The organism is Streptomyces sp. NPDC054834, assembly GCF_053611185.1.
In genome coordinates this window covers 17,870-36,494 of the sequence record NZ_JBSGZV010000055.1, presented here as the reverse complement: position 1 = coordinate 36,494, position 18,625 = coordinate 17,870, and the positions used below count along the sequence as shown (strand labels likewise).

Sequence of the window (18,625 nt, the reverse complement as noted above, 5' to 3'; positions counted from 1 at the left end):
CGTCCGTACAGCGTGAGGAGGTTCCATGTCCGACCCCGCCGACGTTCCCGCCCCGGCAGCGGCCGAGGAGGAGGCCGAGGAGAGCGCGCCCCGCTTGCAGAGCGCGGTGACGGCCGACCTCGAGGAGCTGGTCGCCGAACTCGACGAGGGCGAGGCCCTGGGAGGCTGACCCCGCCGGGCGGGGCCCACCTGACGGCGCCCCGCCCAACGGATCGCGAGCGGGGGGGGTGGGCAGTTGGGTCCGTGTACCGCGCGGGGCGCCCTGTTGCGCGGGTACGCCCCCGCCGTGGCCGCCTACCGCGATCACCGGCGGCAGTTGCAGAAGGAGTCGGTCCTCGGACGGGGTCCGCTGCTGGCGGCGCTGCTGGCGGGACGGCGTGCGGCGCTCGCCCGGTTGCGGGACGCGGTGTGGCTGCGGCGGCTGTCGGACGTGACGTACCGGCAGGTGGCGGCGGTGCTGGACAGCGGCCGGTACCGGGAGCTGATCCCGCTGCGTGTCGAGGACTTCCTGCCGTTCATGGAGCTGCGGCTGCCGTTCCTCGCTCAGACGACGGTGCTGCGGCACCCCACGCACGCCACCGCCGCCGAGCTCCTGCCCGGCCTCCTGGGGCCGCGCGCCCGGCAGGTGCGGCAGGTGCTCGCCGAGTCCCGGCTCGACGTGCCGGTGCCGTTCCGCAGCGTGGACGACGACGGCCGGCTGGTGGTGCACGGCCTGGACGCGCCCACGCTGGAGGCGCTCGCCGGACTCGCCCACGAACTGGGCCACTGCCTGTACGAGCGCGCCCGCCCGGTGCGTGACGTGCTGGGCCAGCTGGCGTCCGAGCGGCTGGCGCAGCGGCTGGAGGAACAGGCGGTCGCGGCCTACCTGCGCCGGTACGGCAGCGCGGAGGAGGGCCGTCAGTGGTGGGTGTGCCAGCGCCGGCAGGACGCGCTGAACCTGCACTACTTCCTGGCCGAGCGCGCCGAGCTGTACGGCCGCCCGGACCCGGCCCCCGCCGCCCCGGTGGCCCTGGACGCCACCAGCACGTTCCGGGAGTCGCTGTTCACCCTCCCCGGCTATCAGGTGGTGTACGCGCGGGCCTCCCTGGCCCGGCTGCCCGCCGCAGGAAGGACACGATGAACGCCAACTCTCCCGCCGCCGCGCCGGAGGTCTCCGCCGGCCCGGCCGGTCTCGAGGCCGTACGTGCCCGTTACGCGGCCCTGCTCGCCCGGGACGGCGGTGCGCCCGCCGGCCGGGCCGGGCAGCCGGGCGGTACACCGCCGCCGTACCTGTGCGGGTGGCTCAACCACGGCCGCTGGCCCGCCCCGCCGCCCGGTGGCGAGGCGCTGGGAGTGGCGGACGCCTCGCTGGTGGAGTTCGGCGGCGGACAGCTGCGGCTGCGGTACGCGACCGGGCTGAGCCCGGACGTCCTGCGGGAGTTGGCGCTGTCCGGCTACCGCACGGTGCTGCCGGGGCCGCGGACCACCGCCCGGCTGACGGAGGCCGTCGACACCCTGCCCGAGCTGTCGCCGTGGGCGGCGCGCGTGGTGGGGGACTTCGCCGGCGCGGTGGTGCTGCTCAAGCCGCGGCCCGACCTGGCTCCGCTGGGCGAGACGATGTCGTCGTGCTCCTTCGAGGGCCTGCCGTTCACCGTGTTCCTGACCGGGCTGGGCCTGCACCGGCTGCCGCCCGGGTTCATGTTCACCGAGCCCTCGGTCTACAGCCTCCAGGAGTCGCTGTTCCACGAGGCGCTGCTGCTGTGGCTGAACGAGGCCCGGCGGGTCGCGGACCCCTTCCGGTCGGCGCGGGGCCGGGCCACCAGTGTGTACGTGTCCTGGCAGAACGAGTGGTGGAGCGCCGAGCGCTGCCTGCGCGAGCTGTTCGTGTTCGCGCACCTGCCGACGCTGCGCGCGGCCGCCCTGGAGCGGACCTCCGGCCCGCGGGCCGCGCTGCTGGAGGAGGCGCTGCGGTCGGCCCGTGCCTGCGCCCGGGAGCTCCTGAACAGTCTCACCGGCCACCGTGACGCGCTCGCCCGGCCCGGCCGGGAGCTGCTGGAGGAGGTGGCGGGTCTGCTGCCGCGCCGTCGGACGTGAGGCGCGCCTCGCGCGTGAAGGGCCCCACGGAGACCGTTCCGTGGGGCCCTCGGCACGACGGGTGCGTGACGCTCAGTCGGTCAGGACCTCCCGGAGCTTCGCCGCGAAGGCGCGGGGGTGGGTCTTCAGGCCGATGTGGCCGCCGGGGAAGGGCTCCAGGGGGGTGCCGAGACGGGCCGCGAGGGCCTCGGCGCAGCGCCAGGACCAGTTGCGGCCGGAGGCGGCGCCGGCGGCGGGGACGACGCGGGCGCCGGACGCCTTGAGACGGTCGAGCATCTCGTCGTCGAACTGGTTGCGGCGGAACTGCGGCACTTCCTTGGCGAGGAAGAACTCGATGTTGTCGGTCTGGTCCGCGCTGGTGGGTTCCAGGACGACACCCGGTTCGACGTCGGCGACGGTCAGGTCGATGTTGTTGAAGGCCGCCATCTCGCGCACCGCCGCGGGCCAGCCCTCTGCGGCGTGCAGCGCCTCCAGCTTGGTCAGGGCCTGGGCGGCCTCCACGCGTTCGCCGGGGGTGAGCAGGCCGAGGACGAGGGGCTCGTGGACGACGGCCCGGCGGACCTGTCCGGGGTGGCGCAGGGCCAGGTGGAGGGCGATGTTGGCGCCGATGCTGGAGCCGAGGACGCGTGCGGGTTCGTCGGTGAGGGCGGCCAGCAGCAGGTGGGCGTCCTCGGCGTTCGTCTCCGGGGTGACCGCGTGCACGGGTTCCCGCAGGCGGCTGCGGGACAGGCCCCGGCGGTCGTACGTGACCACCGTGTGGTCGGCGGTCAGCAGTGAGACGAGGTCGTCGGTGCGGGTGGCGTCTCCGCCGCCGCCCTGGATGATCAGGAGGAGGGGGCCGGCGCCCCGGACGTCGTAGTGGATGTCGCAGCCGGGGGCGTGCAGGACGGCGGACCTTGCCTCGGTCATGGGGTGCTCCTGGAGCGGGTCGCGGGCGGTGGTGGAGCCTGTGTCCGAACTCCGGTCGGATCAGCGCACGTCGTCTGGTACGTGCGCTCGCAAGGCGCCGGAAGGTCCTCCGATGGGGGTCCCCCGAGCGAAGTCGAGCGTGGGTGAGTGCGTGCCGGGCGGCGGACGCCCGGCCGGGGTTCGGACACAGGCTCTTACCAGGTCGGTCGGTCGGTGATGGTCAGGACCGCTGACGAGCTGATCCAGCCCGGGCCCTGGGAGAGCAGCAGGACGTGGTCGCCGGGTTCGAGTTCGCCGGCGCGGATCAGGTGGTCCAGCGAGATGACCAGGTCGGCGGCGCCGACGTGGCCCACGGAGCGGCCGAAGTCCCAGCTGGAGCGGGACATCGGCAGGCCGAGCGGGACGAGCACCGAGAACTCGATCATGCGGCCGTCCTGGTTGATCGGGATGACGCGGGCCAGGTCGGAGGCGTTGAGGTCGGCGTCGACCAGGGACCGGTGGATGATCGACAGGTCGAACTCACCGATACGCTCCACCGTTTCGGCCAGGGGCATCTCCCGTTCGTTGAACAGGGCCGCGCGTTCGGCCACGGCGACCTCCGCCCGGGTGCCGTCGCGGGGCGGCAGCAGGGACTCGTCGCCGCGGTGCCACTTCTCGAGTTCCGGCAGGGTGCCGGAGTTGATGGCGCGCAGTTCGGCGAAGCCGCTGTCAGCGCTGACGACGGCCGCCGCGGCGCCGTCGGCGAGGATGTAGGAGTCGCCGAAGCCGCGCCAGCGGTCGATGAGCGGGGTGCTGAAGTTCTGTGCCGTGGTCAGCAGCGCGGTCTCGATCTCGGCGGCGCCGGTGATCTGCCCGACGGCGATCTCGAGGGCGGCGAGCATGCCGTTGCAGCCCTGCCGGATGTGCAGGGAGGGCACGTTGCCGACGCCGAGTTCGCGCAGGATGTAGGCGGGCGGGTAGGAGCCGTCGGGGCCCTGGTGGTAGACGCCGCTGTGGATGTGCGACTCGATGTCGCCGGGGTCGAGCCCGGCGCGTTCCAGGGCGGTGCGGGCGGCGGTCACCGCCATATCCAGTGCCGGGAGGTCCTCGGCGACGTGCGTGCCGGTCAGCCCGCTCGCCTTGTAGACCTCCTCGTCGTACAGGCCGTCGGCGACGCCCTGTTCGGCGCTCACCCAGTCGGGCAGGAACACGCCGACGGAGTCGATGAAGACGCCTTCTGCTTTCATGCCGGTCTCCTTGCCCGTCAGTAGTCGAGGATCTGCTTCTTGAGGTGCTGTGCCAGCTCGGCCGGGGTCGGCTGGTCGAAGACCACTCCGGGCGGCAGCCTGAGGCCGGTGACCGCGTTGAGCGCGTTGCGCAGGGCGAGCGCGAGCAGCGAGTCGAAGCCGAGCTCGCGGAACTTCTGCTCCGCATCGATCGCGTCGGGTGTGGCGTGGCCGAGGACGGCGGCGGCGTGCGAGCGGACCAGGTCGAGCAGGGTGCGGTCGCGGGCGTCGTCGTCGAGTGCGGCCAGCTGCTGTTTGAACGTCGGTCCCTCGTCGGCGGCCGTGTCCCGGGCCCGGCGCCTGGCGGGGCGGCCGAGCAGCGAGCGGAGCAGTGCCGGTGCCGGGGCGGATTCCGCCTGGCGGGCCAGCTCCTCGAAGGCGGGACGGGCCACGACCACCTCGGCCTGGTCCAGCCCGCAGGCCGCGTCGAGCAGGTCGAGCAGCTCGGTCTCCTCCAGTGGGGGCAGCGCCGGGGTGCCGCCGTCCGTCCAGGGGCCGTAGGTCACGGTCGTCGCCGTGTCGCCCGTGGTGCGGCGGGTGTGGGCGAGCGCGGACTGGTGGGCGGTGGTCGCGGCGTCGGCCGCGCGGCCGGTGCCGCCGAGCAGGCCGGCCGCCGGGGCGAGCAGCACGAACGCGCTGACCTCGCGGCCCGCCGTGGCCTCGTGCAGGGCTCGAACCGCCTCGGCCCGGGCGGCCAGGGCCGGTCCGAGCGTGTCCGGGCCGAGGTCGGCCGCGACCGCGTACGGCGCCGGCTCGGTGATGTGCAGCACGGTCCGCAGCGGGCGGTCGGCGGGCAGGCCGTCCAGCAGTGCGGCCAGCGCCGCGGGGTCGGCGGGGTCCGGTGCGGCCACGGTGACGCGGGCGCCCAGTCCGGTCAGTTCGGCCGACAGCTCGCTCACTCCCGCGGCTTCGAGCAGCAGGAGGTCCTGTACTGCGTGCGCGGTGACGAGGTGGCGGGCGACGAGCCGGCCGAGGGGGCCGTCGGCCCCGGCGATCAGGGCGGTGCCGCCCGGGTCGACGACCGGGGCCGGTGCCGCGGGCCGCAGGCGGGCCAGCCTCGGCACCCGGACGGCGCTGCGGCGCAGGGCCAGTTGGGGCTCGGTGCCGGACAGCTGGGCCACGAGAGTGCGCCAGGACGCCTTGCTGCCGTCGGTGTCGGCGAGCACGAACCGGCCGGGTGCCTCCGCCTCCAGGGCGCGTACGAGTCCCCACACCTCGGCGGCGTACGGGTCGGGCGTGCCGTGGGCGGGGACGGCGTCCCGGGTGAGGACCACCATGCGCGCGTCGGCGAAGCGGCTGTCGGCGAGCCAGGTGCGCAGCGGGTGCAGGACGCCCGCGGCGCCTTGGGGTCCGGCGGACAGCAGCACCACGTCGGGCCGGGCGGTGCCGTCCGACTCGATCCGGGCGGCGAGTTCGTCGAGGTCGGCGTAGGCCTCGGCGTAGGTGCCGGCCGCCATCAGCCCGGAGCGGGCCTTGAAGGTGTCCGCGCCGATCACGGCCCAGGCGGCGGGCGCCTGTGCGGTGGGCCGTACGGCCGGTGCGTCGGTCCATGTGACGTGGAACAGGGCGTCCCGCTGGGCTGCGGAGGCGTGCCGGACGGTGTGTGCGGTGACCGGCCGCAGGGTGACGGCGTCGACGGTGGCGGCGGGGGTGCCGGTGGCGTCGGCGGCGGTGACGGCGACGGTGCCGTCCGGGCCGGCCGGGGTGACGGCGACCCGGAGGGTCTGCGCTCCGCAGGCGTGCAGGGTGACGCCCTGCCAGGCGGCGGGCACCCGGATGCCGTCCCGCGGGAAGGCGGCGAGGACCGCGTGCAGGGCTGCGTCGAGCAGGGCCGGGTGGAGGCCGAAGGCGGCGGCGTCGGCGTGCTGCCCCTCGGCCAGGGCGACCTCCGCGTACACCTCCTCGCCCCGCCGCCACAGGGCACGCAGGCCGCGGAAGGCGGGTCCGTAGCCGTGGCCGTGCTCGGCCAGGTGCGGGTAGAGATCCTCGATGCTCACCGCTTCGGCGCCGGTCGGCGGCCAGACCGTCAGGTCCGGTGCCGTCTCGGGTTCCCGGGCCGTCTCCTCCAGGACGCCGGTGGCGTGGCAGGTCCAGGCGAGCCCCTTGGCCTCGCTGTCCGGGCGGGAGTGCACGGACACCGTACGGCGCCCGTCGGCATCCGGCTCGCCGGCCTCCACGCGCAGCTGCACACCACCCCGCTCGGGCAGCACCAGCGGCTCCAGCAGGGTCAGGTCGCCCACCCGCTCGCAGCCCACCTCGTCCGCCGCCCGCAGCGCCAGCTCCACGAACGCCGTACCGGGCAGCACGGCCCGTTCGGCGAGGGTGTGGTCCGTGAGCCACGGCAGGGTGCGCGGGGTGAGCAGGCCGGTGAGCAGGACCGCCTCGGAGCCGGGCAGTTCCAGCGCCGCGGTGAGCAGCGGGTGGTCCGGGGAGGCGGCGCCCAGGCCGGCGCCGGTGGCGGCGGGCTCGTGCGGGGCCAGCCAGTAGTGCTGCTGCTGGAAGGCGTAGGTGGGCAGGTCGGCGGGGGCTGCCGCGGGTACGACGGTGGACCAGTCGACGGGCACGCCTTCGACGTACGCCTGCCCGGCCGACAGCACGAAGCGCTCCCAGCCGCCCTCGTCGCGGCGCAGGGAACCGACCGCGACGGCCTGGCCCTCGACGCCCGCCGCCTCGAAGGTCTCCTGGAGGCCCATGGTCAGCACCGGGTGCGGCGAGCACTCGACGAACCCGGTGAAGCCCTCGGCCAGCAGGGTGCGCACGGTGTCCTCGAACTCGACGGTCCGGCGCAGGTTGCGGAACCAGTACTCGCCCGTCAGCCCGGCCGTGTCGATCGGGGCGACCTCGACGGTGGAGTAGAAGGCCACCGGCGACGACACCGGCGCGACCGGCTCCAGCAGCCTCAGCAGCTCGTCGCGGATCCCCTCCACGTGCGGGGAGTGGGAGGCGTAGTCGACCGGGATGCGGCGGGCCCGCACCTTGTCCGTCCGCCACCGCTCCATCAGCGCGTCCAGGGCGGTGGTGCCGCCCGAGACGACCGTGGAGCGGGGGCCGTTGACCGTGGCGACGGCCACCTCACCCTCGTACGGGGTCAGATACGGCCGTACCTCCGCCACCGGCAGAGCGACCGACACCATCCCGCCCCGGCCGGCCAGCGCGCCGATCGCCTGACTGCGCAGGGCGACGACGCGGGCCGCGTCCGTCAGGCTCAGCGCGCCCGCCACGCACGCGGCGGCGATCTCACCCTGGGAGTGCCCGACCACCGCGTCCGGTACCACACCCACTGAACGCCACACCTCGGCCAGTGACACCATCACCGCCCACAGCGCCGGCTGCACGACGTCGACCCGCTCCAGCAGGTCCGCCGCGGCGGCGTCCGCGGAGAGCAGTACCTCGAGGAGGTCCCAGTCGGTGAACTCGGCGAGCGCGTCGGCGCATTCGCGCAGCCGGGCCGCGAACACCGGGGAGGAGGCGAACAGTCCGCGGGCCATTCCCGCCCACTGCGAGCCCTGTCCGGGGAAGACGAACACCGTCTTGCCGGGGACCGCGGTGCCGGAGACCACGTTCGCGGAGGCCTCGCCGGCGGCGAACGCGTCCAGGGAGCCGAGGAATTCGGTGCGGTCGGCGCCGACGACGACCGCACGGCGTTCGAAGGCCGTGCGGGTGGTGGCCAGGGCGCGGCCGACGGCGGCCGGGGTGAGGCCGGGGCGCGCGTCGACGAACGCGCGCAGCCGGACGGCCTGGTCGCGCAGGGCGGCCTCGGTGCGGGCCGAGAGCACCCACGGGACGGCTCCCTCGGGCTCGGCGGGGTCCGCCTGTGCCTCCGGCGCGGGGGCCTGTTCCAGGATCAGGTGGGCGTTGGTGCCGCTGATACCGAAGGAGGAGACGGCCGCCCGGCGCGGGCGGTCCAGTTCCGGCCAGGGCTGCTCCTGGGCGAGGAGCTCCACCGCTCCCCTGCTCCAGTCGACGTGCGGGGTGGGCGCGTCGACGTGCAGGGTGCGCGGGAGGACGTCGTTGCGCAGCGCCATCACCATCTTGATGACACTGGCGACGCCGGAGGCAGCCATGGTGTGGCCGATGTTGGACTTCAGCGAGCCCAGCCAGAGCGGTTGTTCGGCGCTGTGGTCCTGTCCGTAGGTGGCGATCAGGGCCTGTGCCTCGATCGGGTCACCCAGCTTGGTGCCGGTGCCGTGCGCCTCGACGACATCGACGTCGGCGCCCGTGAGACCGGAGTTGGCCAGCGCCTGCCGGATCACCCGCTGCTGCGAGGGACCGTTGGGCGCGGTGAGCCCGTTGCTGGCGCCGTCCTGATTGACCGCGCTGCCCCGGATCACCGCCAGCACCTGGTGACCGTTGCGGCGGGCGTCCGACAGCCGCTCCAGGACGAGGACGCCGGCGCCCTCGCCCCAGCCGGTGCCGTCGGCGGCCGCGGCGAAGGCCTTGATGCGGCTGTCGGCGGCGAGCCCGCGCTGCCGGCTGAACTCGGCGAAGATGCCGGGGGTGGCCAGCACCGACACCCCGCCGGCCAGGGCGAGCGAGCACTCGCCCTGCCGCAGTGCCTGCGCGGCCTGGTGCAGGGAGACCAGGGAGGAGGAGCAGGCGGTGTCCACGGTGATCGCCGGGCCCTCCAGGCCCAGGAAGTAGGCGATACGGCCGGAGAGGACGCTGGTGGTCTTGCCGGTGAGGCGGAAGCCGTCGACCTTCTCGTCGGCGCCGTGCAGCGGCGAGCCGTACTCCTGGAACAGGGCGCCGATGAACACGCCGGTCTGGCTGCCCTTGAGCCCGCCGGGCAGGATGCCCGCGCGCTCCAGCGCCTCCCACGCGGTCTCCAGCAGCAGTCGCTGCTGCGGGTCCATCGCGGCCGCCTCGCGCGGGCTGATGCCGAAGAAGTCGGCGTCGAACCGGGGGGCGTCGTAGAGGAAGCCGCCCTCGACCGCGTAGCTCTTGCCGGAGCGGTCGGGGTCGGGGTCGTAGAGGTTCTCCAGGTCCCAGCCGCGGTCGGTGGGCATGGCGCCGATCGCGTCCACGCCGTCGGCGACCAGCCGCCACAGGCCCTCCGGCGAGTCGGCGCCGCCGGGCATCCGGCAGCCGATGCCGACGATCACGACCGGGTCGGCGGCGTCGCCGGCGGCGGCCGGTACGGGCGCGGCCGGTGCGGCGGTGAGGTCGTCCTCGTCGCCGAAGAGTTCGCCGCGCAGGTGCCGGACGAGGTCGGTGGGGGTCGGGTAGTCGAAGACGGCCGTGGAGGACAGTCGTGCGCCGACGGTCTCGCCGAGCCGGTTGCGCAGTTCGACCGCGGACAGCGAGTCGAAGCCGAGCTCCTTGAACTTTGCCTCGGTGCCGATCGTGGCGGGGGAGGCATGGCCGAGGACGGTCGCGGCGTGCTCGCGGACCAGGTCCATCAGGGCGCGGTCGCGGTCGGCCGGGGACAGCCCCGCGAACCGTCCGATGACGCCGCCGCCCGCGGTGGCGGCCGAACCCGCGGTGCGCCGGGTGCGGACCCGTACCAGTCCGGCGAACACCTCCGGCAGCACGCCGGAGGAGGCCTGGGCCGCGAGCCGGGCGGTGTCGAGGCGGGTGGCGACCGGCGCGGGGTCGCTGCCCGCGGTGGCCTCGTCGAACAGCGCCATTCCCTCGCCGGAGGTGACCGGGATCAGTCCGGTGCGGGCGATGCGGGCCAGGTCGACCTCGTCCAGCTCGCCTGTCATCTCGCTGCGTTCCTCCCAGAAGCCCCAGGCCAGCGAGGTGGCGGGCAGCCCCTGGGCGTGCCGCTGCTGGGCGAGGGCGTCGAGGAAGACGTTGGCCGCCGCGTAGTTGCCCTGGCCGGCGTTGCCGAGGGCGCCCATGACGGAGGAGTAGAGGACGAAGTGGGTCAGGTCGGCGTCGCGGGTGAGCTCGTGCAGGTGCCAGGCCGCGTCGGCCTTCGGGCGCAGCACGGCGTCGACACGGTCCGGGGTGAGGGCGGAGACCAGCCCGTCGTCGAGGACGCCGGCGGTGTGCACCACCGCGCGCAGCGGCCGGCCGGCCGGGACGGCCTCCAGGAGTGCGGCCAGGGCCGCGCGGTCGGTGACGTCGCAGGCGGCGACGGTGGCGTCGGCGCCGAGCGCCCGCAGCTCCTCGAGAAGTTCCTCCGCTCCCCGGGCGGCCGGTCCGCGCCGGCTGACCAGGAGCAGGTGGCGTATGCCGTGCTCGGTCACCAGGTGGCGGGCGGCGAGCCGGCCGAGGGTGCCGGTGGCGCCGGTGATCAGAACCGTGCCGTCGGGGTCCCACTGCCGGGGCATCGTCAGCACGATCTTGCCGATGTGCTTGGCCTGGCTGACGTACCGGAAGGCGTCGGGCGCCTCCCGTACGTCCCAGGCACGCACCGGGATCGGGCTGAGGTCGCCGCGTTCGAACAGCTCGACCAGGGCCAGCAGGATCCGCTGGTACTCGTCGGGCTGGTGCAGGGCGACCTGGATGAGGTCGAAGGCGGTGTAGTCGACACCGGGGTGGTCGCGGGCGACCTGCTCGCGGTCGCGGATGTCGACCTTGCCCATCTCGACGAACCGGCCGCCGGGCGCCGTCAGCCGCAGGGTCGCGTCGACGAACTCGTTGGCGAGGCAGTCGAGTACGACGTCGATACCGTGTCCGCCGGTGGCGGCCCGGAACTCGTGCTCGAAGTCGAGGGTGCGGGAGTTGGCGATGTGCCGGTCGTCGAGGCCGGAGGCGCGCAGGGTGTCCCACTTGCCGGTGGACGCGGTACCGAACACGTCGGCGCCCAGGTGGCGGGCGAGCTGCACGGCGGCCATGCCGACGCCGCCCGCGGCCGCGTGCACCAGGACGGACTCGCCCGGCTGTACCCGGCCGAGGGTGACCAGGCCGTAGTAGGCGGTGGCGAACACGATGCCCACGGAGGCGGCCTGCTCGTACGTCCAGCTGTCGGGTATGCGCGCGGCCCAGCGGGCGTCGGCCACCGCGACGGGCCCGAACGCGCCGGGCAGCATGCCGAGCACCCGGTCGCCGGGCCTGAGCGAGGTGACCTCGGAGCCGACCTCCGTGACCACGCCGGCGCCCTCGCCCATGTCGGCGTCGCCCGGGTGGACGCCCAGGGCGATCAGCACGTCGCGGAAGTTGAGGCCGGCGGCGCGGACCGCGATGCGGATCTCGTGCGGGCGCAGCGGTGCGGCGGCCTCGTCGCACGGCACCAGGGAGAGCGACTCGAGCATGCCCTGGCCGACCACATCGAGCTTCCAGGGACGGTCCCTCGGCGGCACCAGCGCCGCGCCGGTGGCCGCCCGCGCCAGCCGGGGCACGAGTACGTCCCCGCCGCGCAGGGCGATCTGGGCAGAGCCGGCGGCCAGGGCGGCGGGCAGGGCGGCCACGGACCGCTCGTCGGCGTCGACGTCGGCCAGCAGGAACCGCCCGGGGTTCTCGGCCTGCGCGGATCGCAGCAGGCCCCACAGCGGCGCGTTGGCGAGGTCGGTGAGCGCGTCGGCGGTGGGCGCCGCGACCGCGCCCCGGGTGACCAGGCCGAGCCGCAGCCCGGCCAGCCGTTCGTCGGCCAGCCACTGCTGGACGAGGGCCAGGGTGTCCCGTACGGCGGTGTGGGCGCCGCCCGCCGGGTCGACAGCGTCGTACGACGGGGTTCGGCACACCAGGACCGGTCCGGAGACGGCGGCGCCGTCCTCCAGGGCGGCGGTCAGCGCGGCCAGGTCGGCGAAGTGGTGCTCGGGCGCGGTGCCGGCCGCCAGGCCCAGGTGGTCGGGACCGAGGAGGCTCCAGGCCGCGACCTGCGCGGGGTCGGCGGCGAGCGCCGTCCAGTCCACGCGCAGCAGCGCGTCGGCGACGTTCGCGGCGCCGAGCCGGGCCAGGTCGGCGGTGCGCCACACCAGGGCGTCGACGGTGGCGACCGGAGCGCCGGTGGGGTCGGCGACCGTGAGCGTGACGGTGTCGTCCGCGCCGGCCGGGGTGACGGCCACGCGCAGCGACTGGGCGCCGGAGGCGTACAGGCCGACGCCCTGCCAGGAGAAGGGCAGCCGGATCCCGTCGGCCGGGAGGGCACCGGTGGTGGCCAGCACCGCGTGCAGGGCTGCGTCGAGCAAGGCCGGGTGGAGGCCGAAGGCGGCGGCGTCGGCGTGCTGCCCGTCGGCCAGGGCGACCTCGGCGTACACCTCCTCGCCCCGCCGCCACAGGGCGCGCAGGCCGCGGAAGGCGGGTCCGTAGCCGTAGCCGTGCTCGGCCAGCCGCGGGTAGAGGTCCTCGATGTCGACGGCCTCGGCGCCGGTGGGCGGCCAGGCGGTCAGGTCCGCTGCCATGTCCGGGGAGCCGGCCGTCTCCTCCAGCACGCCGGTGGCGTGGCAGGTCCAGGCGAGCCCCTTGGCCTCGCTGTCCGGGCGGGAGTGCACGGACACCGTGCGGCGCCCGTCCCCGTCGGGCTCCCCGACCTCCACGCGCAGCTGCACACCACCCCGCTCGGGCAGCACCAGCGGCTCCAGCAGGGTCAGGTCGCCCACCCGCTCGCAGCCCACCTCGTCCGCCGCCCGCAGCGCCAGCTCCACGAACGCCGTACCGGGCAGCAGCACCTGGCCCGCCACCGCGTGGTCGGCGATCCAGCCGTGGGTGCGCAGCGACAGCCGCCCGGTGAGCACGGTGGCGGCCGAACCGGCCAGTTCCACGACCGAGCCGATCAGCGGGTGTCCCGCGGGCGCCTGGCCGATCGAGGAGGCGTCGCCCTGCGGGTCCGGGGCGGTCAGCCAGTAGTGCCGGTGCTGGAAGGCGTAGGTGGGCAGGTCGGCGGGGGCTGCCTCGGGTACGACGGTGGACCAGTCGACCGGCACTCCCTGCGCGAAGGCCTGACCGGCCGACAGCAGGAACCGCTCCCAGCCGCCCTCGTCGCGGCGCAGCGAACCGACCGCGACGGCCTGGCCCTCGACGCCAGCCGCCTCGAAGGTCTCCTGGAGGCCGACGGTCAGGACGGGGTGCGGCGAGCACTCGACGAACCCGGTGAAGCCGTCCGCGAGGAGCAGCCTGACAGTGTCCTCGAACTCGACGGTCCGGCGCAGGTTGCGGAACCAGTACTCGCCCGTCAGCCCGGCCGTGTCGATCGGGCCGACCTCGACCGTGGAGTAGAACGCGACGGGGGCGGAGACGGGGGCGACGGGCTCCAGCAGGCGGTGCACCTCGTCGTGGATCCCCTCCACGTGCGGGGAGTGGGAGGCGTAGTCGACCGGGATGCGGCGGGCCCGCACACCGTCTTCCTGCCAGCGGTCCATCAGCGCGTCCAGGGCGGCGGTGCCGCCGGAAACCACCGTGGAGCGGGGGCCGTTGACGGTGGCGACGGCCACCTCGCCCTCGTACGGCGTGAGATACGGCCGTACCTCCGCCACCGGCAGAGCGACCGACACCATGCCGCCCCGGCCGGCCAGCGCGCCGATGGCCTGGCTGCGCAGGGCGACGACGCGGGCCGCGTCCGTCAGGCTCAGCGCGCCCGCCACGCACGCGGCGGCGATCTCACCCTGGGAGTGTCCGACCACCGCGTCCGGCTCGACGCCCACCGAACGCCACACCTCGGCCAGTGACACCATCACCGCCCACAGCGCCGGCTGCACGACGTCGACCCGCTCGAGAGCGGCTCCGTCGCCGGTCAGCAGCACGTCGAGGAGGTCCCAGTCGGTGAACTCGGTGAGGGCCTCGGCGCATTCGCGCAGCCGGGCGGCGAACTGCGGGGAGGAGGTGAACAGCCCGCGAGCCATCTCCACCCACTGCGAGCCCTGTCCGGGGAAGACGAACACCGTCTTGCCAGGGGTCGCGGCACCGGTCACGGCATTCGACGCACTGTTGCCGGAGGCCAGCGCGGACAACGACGCCAGCAGGTCTGCCCGGTCGGTGCCGATGGTGACGGCGCGGTGTTCGAAGGTGGCGCGGGTGGTGGCCAGGGCCCGGGCCACGGAGGCGGGGGTGAGGCCGGGGTCGGCCTCGACGTGGGCGTGCAGGCGGGCGGCCTGGTCGCGCAGGGCCTCTTCCGTGCGGGCGGAGAGCACCCAGGGAACCGCAGCCTCGGGCTCGACCGGGTCGGTCTGTGCCTCCGGGTCCGGGGCCTGTTCCAGGATCAGGTGGGCGTTGGTGCCGCTGATACCGAACGAGGACACCGCCGCGCGGCGCGGGCGGTCCAGGTCCGGCCACTCCTGCTGGTCGGTGAGGAGAGAGACCGCGCCGGCCGTCCAGTCGACGTGCGTGGTCGGCGCGTCCAGGTGCAGGGTGCGCGGCAGCACACCGTGGCGCAGCGCCATCACCATCTTGATGACACCGCCGACGCCGGCCGCCGCCTGCGAGTGACCGATGTTGGACTTCAACGAGCCCAGCCACAACGGCCGTTCAGGGCTGTGCTCCTGGCCGTAGGTGGCGATCAGGGCCTGCGCCTCGATCGGGTCACCCAGCCTCGTCCCCGTGCCGTGCGCCTCGACGGCATCCACATCGGCGGCCGTGAGACCGGAGTCGGCCAGCGCCTGCCGGATCACCCGCTGCTGCGAGGGACCATTGGGCGCGGTCAGCCCGTTGGAAGCGCCGTCCTGGTTGATCGCACTGCCCCGGATCACCGCCAGGATGTTGTGTCCGTTGCGCTGGGCGTCCGACAGCCGCTCCAAAACGACCAGACCCGCGCCCTCGGCCCACGCGGTGCCGTCCGCCGTGTCCGAGAAGGCCTTGCAGCGGCCGTCAGGAGCCAGCCCCTGTTGCCGGGAGAACTCCACGAACATCCCCGGCGTCGCCATCACCGCCGCACCACCCGCCAGGGCCAGCGAGCACTCCCCGCCCCGCAGCGCCCGCACCGCCAGATGCAGGGCCACCAACGACGCCGAACACGCCGTGTCCACCGTGATCGCCGGACCCTCCAGACCCAGCGAGTACGAGATCCGCCCCGAGGCGACACTCGCCGTCCCACCCGTCAGCAGATAGCCCTCGAAACCGTCGGCGGGTTCGTGCAGCCTCGGCCCGTAGTCCTGCTGCATCACGCCGGCGAAGACACCGGTGTCACTGCCGCGCAGAGTGTGCGGGTCGATTCCGGCGCGCTCCAGCGCCTCCCACGCGGTCATCAGCAACAGCCGCTGCTGCGGGTCCATCGCGGCCGCCTCACGCGGGCTGATCCCGAAGAACTCGGCGTCGAACTCCCCCGCGTCGTACAGGAAACCACCGTGCCGGGCATACGTCTTGCCGCTCACACCCCGCTCGGGATCGTAGATACCCTCCACGTCCCAGCCACGGTCCTCGGGCAGGCCGCCGATCGCGTCCACCCCGTCGGCCACCAACCGCCACAACTCCTCCGGCGAGGCCACCCCACCCGGATACCGGCACGCCATCCCCACCACAGCCAGCGGCTCGTCGTCGGCGCCGGTGGCAGTGTGGGTCGTCCGGGCCGCGTCGGCGGTGCCGAGCAGCTCCTGGACCAGGTGGGCGGCGAGGACGTTGGGCGTCGGGTGGTCGAAGAGGAGGGAGGCGGGCAGCGCCAGTCCGGTCTCGGTGACGAGCCGGCCGCGCAGTTCCACCGAGGTCAGGGAGTTGTAGCCCAGGTCCTTGAAGGTCAGGGCCGGGTCGACCTCGCCCGTGTTCTCGTACCCGAGGATCTCCGCGGTGTGCCGGGCGATGAGGTCGGTCAGCCGCTCGTGCCGTCGGCGCTCGGTGAGCCCGGTGAGGCGGGCCGCCCACTCGGCGCGCTGCCCCTGCTCCTCGTCGTCCTCGGTGGTGTCGGCCTCGGGGCGGACGGCGGTGGCCGTCGTCGTGCGCGGCTGATCGTCGGGCAGGTCGATCCAGTGGCGCCTGCGCTGGAAGGCGTAGGTGGGCAAGGGGACGCGGTGCCCCCCGGAGAGCAGCGCGCCGAAGCCGACCTCGGCTCCGGAGGTGTGTGCGACGGCCAGCGCCGACAGCAGGACACGCTCCTCGTCCTTGCCCTTCTGGAGCACAGCGGCTGCTGTGAACTCGGCTGATTCCAGGGCACCTTGGACCATCGCGGTCAGAACCGGGTCCGGGCCGAGTTCCAGGAACGTCGTGACACCTTGGGCGGCGAGGGTCTGGATGCCGTCGTGGAAGCGGACGGTGCCGCGGATGTGACGGGCCCAGTACGCGGGGTCGGTCAGTTCCCCGGCTGTCGCGAGTCGCCCGGTGACGTTGGAGACCACCGGGATCGCCGGAGGACCGAAGGTCAGGGTCGAGGCGATGCGGGTGAACTCCTCCAGCGCCTGGTCCATGTGCGGGGAGTGGAAGGCGTGGCTGACCGTCAGCCGCTTCACCTTCACGCCCGCACCGGTGAACCGCTCCGCGATCTCCTCCACCGCGTCCGCGTCCCCGGAGACCACCACCGCAGCCGGCCCGTTCACGGCCGCCAGGTCCACCCGGCCCGCGAACTCCTCGAGAACCGGTGCGATTTCGGCCTCGGGAGCGGCAACCGCGAGCATCGCGCCGCCGGCCCGCGCTGCCTGCATCAGCCGTCCCCGAGCCGCCACCAGCGCGCCCGCGTCGGCCAGGGACAGCACCCCGGCCACATGCGCGGCGCTCAGCTCACCGACCGAGTGGCCGATCAGGACGTCCGGGCGGACTCCGAAGGACTCCACCAGCCGGAACAGAGCGGTCTCCACCGCGAACAGCGCGACCTGCGTGTACTGGGTCTGGTGCAGCAGCTCGGACTCGCCGAAGACCACCTCCTTCAGCGACCGCTCCAGATGCGGATCCACCGCCGCGCACACCGCGTCGAAAGCCTCTGCGAACACCGGCGACAGCCCGTACAGCTCCCGGCCCATGCCGAGGCGCTGTGCGCCCTGGCCGGTGAACAGGAACGCCGTGCGGCCGCCGGCCGCCTTGCCGCGTACGACTCCGGGCCGGGCCTCGTCGTCGGCGACGGCGGCCAGGCCGGCCAGCAGTTCCGCGCGGTCGGCGCCCAGGACGACGGCCCGGTGGTCGAAGGCGGTGCGGGTGGCGGCCAGTGAGAAGGCGATGTCCACCGGGTCGGGGCCGTCGTCGGCGCCGACGTGGTCGAGCAGTCGCGCGGCCTGCTCGCGCAGCGCGGCCCGGGTCCGGCCGGAGACGAGCCACGGCACGAGCCGGCCCTCGTCGGCCGTGCCCGGCTCGTCACCGGTGCCCGGCTCGGGGGCTTGTTCGAGGATGAGGTGGGCGTTGGTGCCGCCCATGCCGAAGGACGAAACGCCCGCCCTTCGCACGCCCTCCACCGGCCACTCCCCCAGCCCGGTCTGCACCCGCAGACCCCAGCCCTCCAGATCGATGTCCGGATGCGGCGAGACGAAGTTCAGGCTCGCCGGAACCTTCCCCGCCCGCACCGACAAAGCCGCCTTGATCAAGCCGACGACACCCGCCGCACCCTCCAGATGACCCACGTTCGACTTCGCCGACCCCACCACCAGCGGAGTCGACCGGTCAGCCTGATAGGCCTCCCCCAGCGCCCGTGCCTCCACCGGGTCACCCACCGGCGTGCCCGTACCGTGCAGCTCCACATAGGCCACGTCCGCCGCCGACAGCCCGGCCCGGTCCAGCGCCAGGCCGATCACCTCGGCCTGGGCGGCCGACCGGGGTGCGGTCAGGCCCGTGCCGCCGCCGTCGTTGTTGACGGCACCGCCACGGATGACACACACCACCTCGTCACCATCGGCGACCGCGTCCGCCAGCCGCTTCAGCACGACGACACCGCCGCCCTCACCCCGCACATAACCATCGGCCCGCGCATCGAACACAAACGAACGGCCCTCCGGGGAAAGCCCCCCGAAACGCTCCACCGCCACCGAAGTCTCCGGCGCCAGCAGCAAATTCACCCCACCCGCAATCGCCGCGGAGCACTCACCCTTACGCAACGACTCACACGCCTGATGAACCGCCACCAACGACGACGACTGACCCGAATCCACCACCAGACTCGGACCCGTCAAACCGAGAAAATACGACACCCGGTTCGCCACGATCGACCGGTGCAGACCCGTCGACGTGAACGTCCCGAAACGCCCCGCACCCGCCGCCCGCGTCAACGCCGCGTAATCGTCCTGGATGACGCCGGCGAACACACCCACCCGCTCACCACGCAGCGCCCCGGGCACCACACCCGCACCCTCCAACGCCTCCCACACCAACTCCAGCATCAACCGCTGCTGCGGGTCCATCGCCGCCGCCTCACGCGGACTGACCCCGAAGAACGACGCGTCGAAAGCATCCACCACCGGCAGGAAACCACCCCGGGACACCCCCACATCACCCCGCCCGGACGGCACCTCACCCACCGCCTCCCGGCCCGCCTCCAGCAACTCCCAGAAACGGCCCGTGTCCTCCGCACCGGCAAGGCGGCACGACATTCCGACCACGGCAATGGCATCAGTCACAACGGTGTCCTGCTTCTTCGACATGACGGGCGA

The 18,625-nt window shown here is 74.1% G+C and carries 6 protein-coding genes; 3 read left to right on the top strand and 3 right to left on the bottom strand.

The window, feature by feature from the left end; translation table 11 throughout:
• Positions 1 to 25: 25 nt before the first annotated feature.
• The 3 genes from ACWGJM_RS42225 to ACWGJM_RS42215 all read left to right on the top strand — a co-directional run bounded on the left by ACWGJM_RS42225 (position 26) and on the right by ACWGJM_RS42215 (position 2,073).
• Positions 26 to 169 (top strand): hypothetical protein, encoded by a 144-nt coding sequence (locus ACWGJM_RS42225; RefSeq protein WP_453417071.1) that lies wholly within the window; start codon positions 26 to 28, stop codon positions 167 to 169.
• A 66-nt stretch (positions 170 to 235) separates the two neighbouring features.
• The gene (locus tag ACWGJM_RS42220; RefSeq protein ID WP_453417070.1) at positions 236 to 1,120 is read left to right on the top strand and encodes a hypothetical protein; all 885 of its coding nucleotides are present in this window, start codon (positions 236 to 238) and stop codon (positions 1,118 to 1,120) included.
• Positions 1,117 to 2,073 carry a hypothetical protein gene (locus ACWGJM_RS42215; RefSeq protein WP_453417069.1) on the top strand — a complete coding sequence of 319 codons (957 nt, stop codon included), beginning with the start codon at positions 1,117 to 1,119 and terminating at the stop codon, positions 2,071 to 2,073. Before ACWGJM_RS42220 ends, ACWGJM_RS42215 begins: the two co-directional genes overlap by 4 nt.
• A gap of 72 nt (positions 2,074 to 2,145) precedes the next feature.
• Here ACWGJM_RS42215 and ACWGJM_RS42210 read toward each other — a convergent pair whose 3' ends face one another.
• The 3 genes from ACWGJM_RS42210 to ACWGJM_RS42200 all read right to left on the bottom strand — a co-directional run bounded on the left by ACWGJM_RS42210 (position 2,146) and on the right by ACWGJM_RS42200 (position 18,616).
• A complete protein-coding gene (locus ACWGJM_RS42210) occupies positions 2,146 to 2,982 on the bottom strand; it encodes an alpha/beta fold hydrolase (protein WP_453417068.1) in 837 nt (278 codons plus the stop codon).
• A 194-nt stretch (positions 2,983 to 3,176) separates the two neighbouring features.
• Positions 3,177 to 4,208, bottom strand: coding sequence for a ketoacyl-ACP synthase III family protein (locus tag ACWGJM_RS42205; RefSeq protein ID WP_453417067.1), 1,032 nt, complete (start codon positions 4,206 to 4,208; stop codon positions 3,177 to 3,179).
• Between the two features lie 17 nt (positions 4,209 to 4,225).
• Positions 4,226 to 18,616 carry an SDR family NAD(P)-dependent oxidoreductase gene (locus tag ACWGJM_RS42200; RefSeq protein WP_453417066.1) on the bottom strand — a complete coding sequence of 4,797 codons (14,391 nt, stop codon included), beginning with the start codon at positions 18,614 to 18,616 and terminating at the stop codon, positions 4,226 to 4,228.
• Positions 18,617 to 18,625 lie beyond the last annotated feature (9 nt).

Excerpts from the sequence above, each read along its gene's own strand:
- ACWGJM_RS42205 (WP_453417067.1), bottom strand. The coding sequence starts at position 4,208 with ATGAAAGCAGAAGGCGTCTTCATCGACTCCGTCGGCGTGTTCCTGCCC.
- ACWGJM_RS42215 (WP_453417069.1), top strand. The coding sequence starts at position 1,117 with ATGAACGCCAACTCTCCCGCCGCCGCGCCGGAGGTCTCCGCCGGCCCG.
- ACWGJM_RS42200 (WP_453417066.1), bottom strand. The coding sequence starts at position 18,616 with ATGTCGAAGAAGCAGGACACCGTTGTGACTGATGCCATTGCCGTGGTC.
- ACWGJM_RS42225 (WP_453417071.1), top strand. The coding sequence starts at position 26 with ATGTCCGACCCCGCCGACGTTCCCGCCCCGGCAGCGGCCGAGGAGGAG.
- ACWGJM_RS42210 (WP_453417068.1), bottom strand. The coding sequence starts at position 2,982 with ATGACCGAGGCAAGGTCCGCCGTCCTGCACGCCCCCGGCTGCGACATC.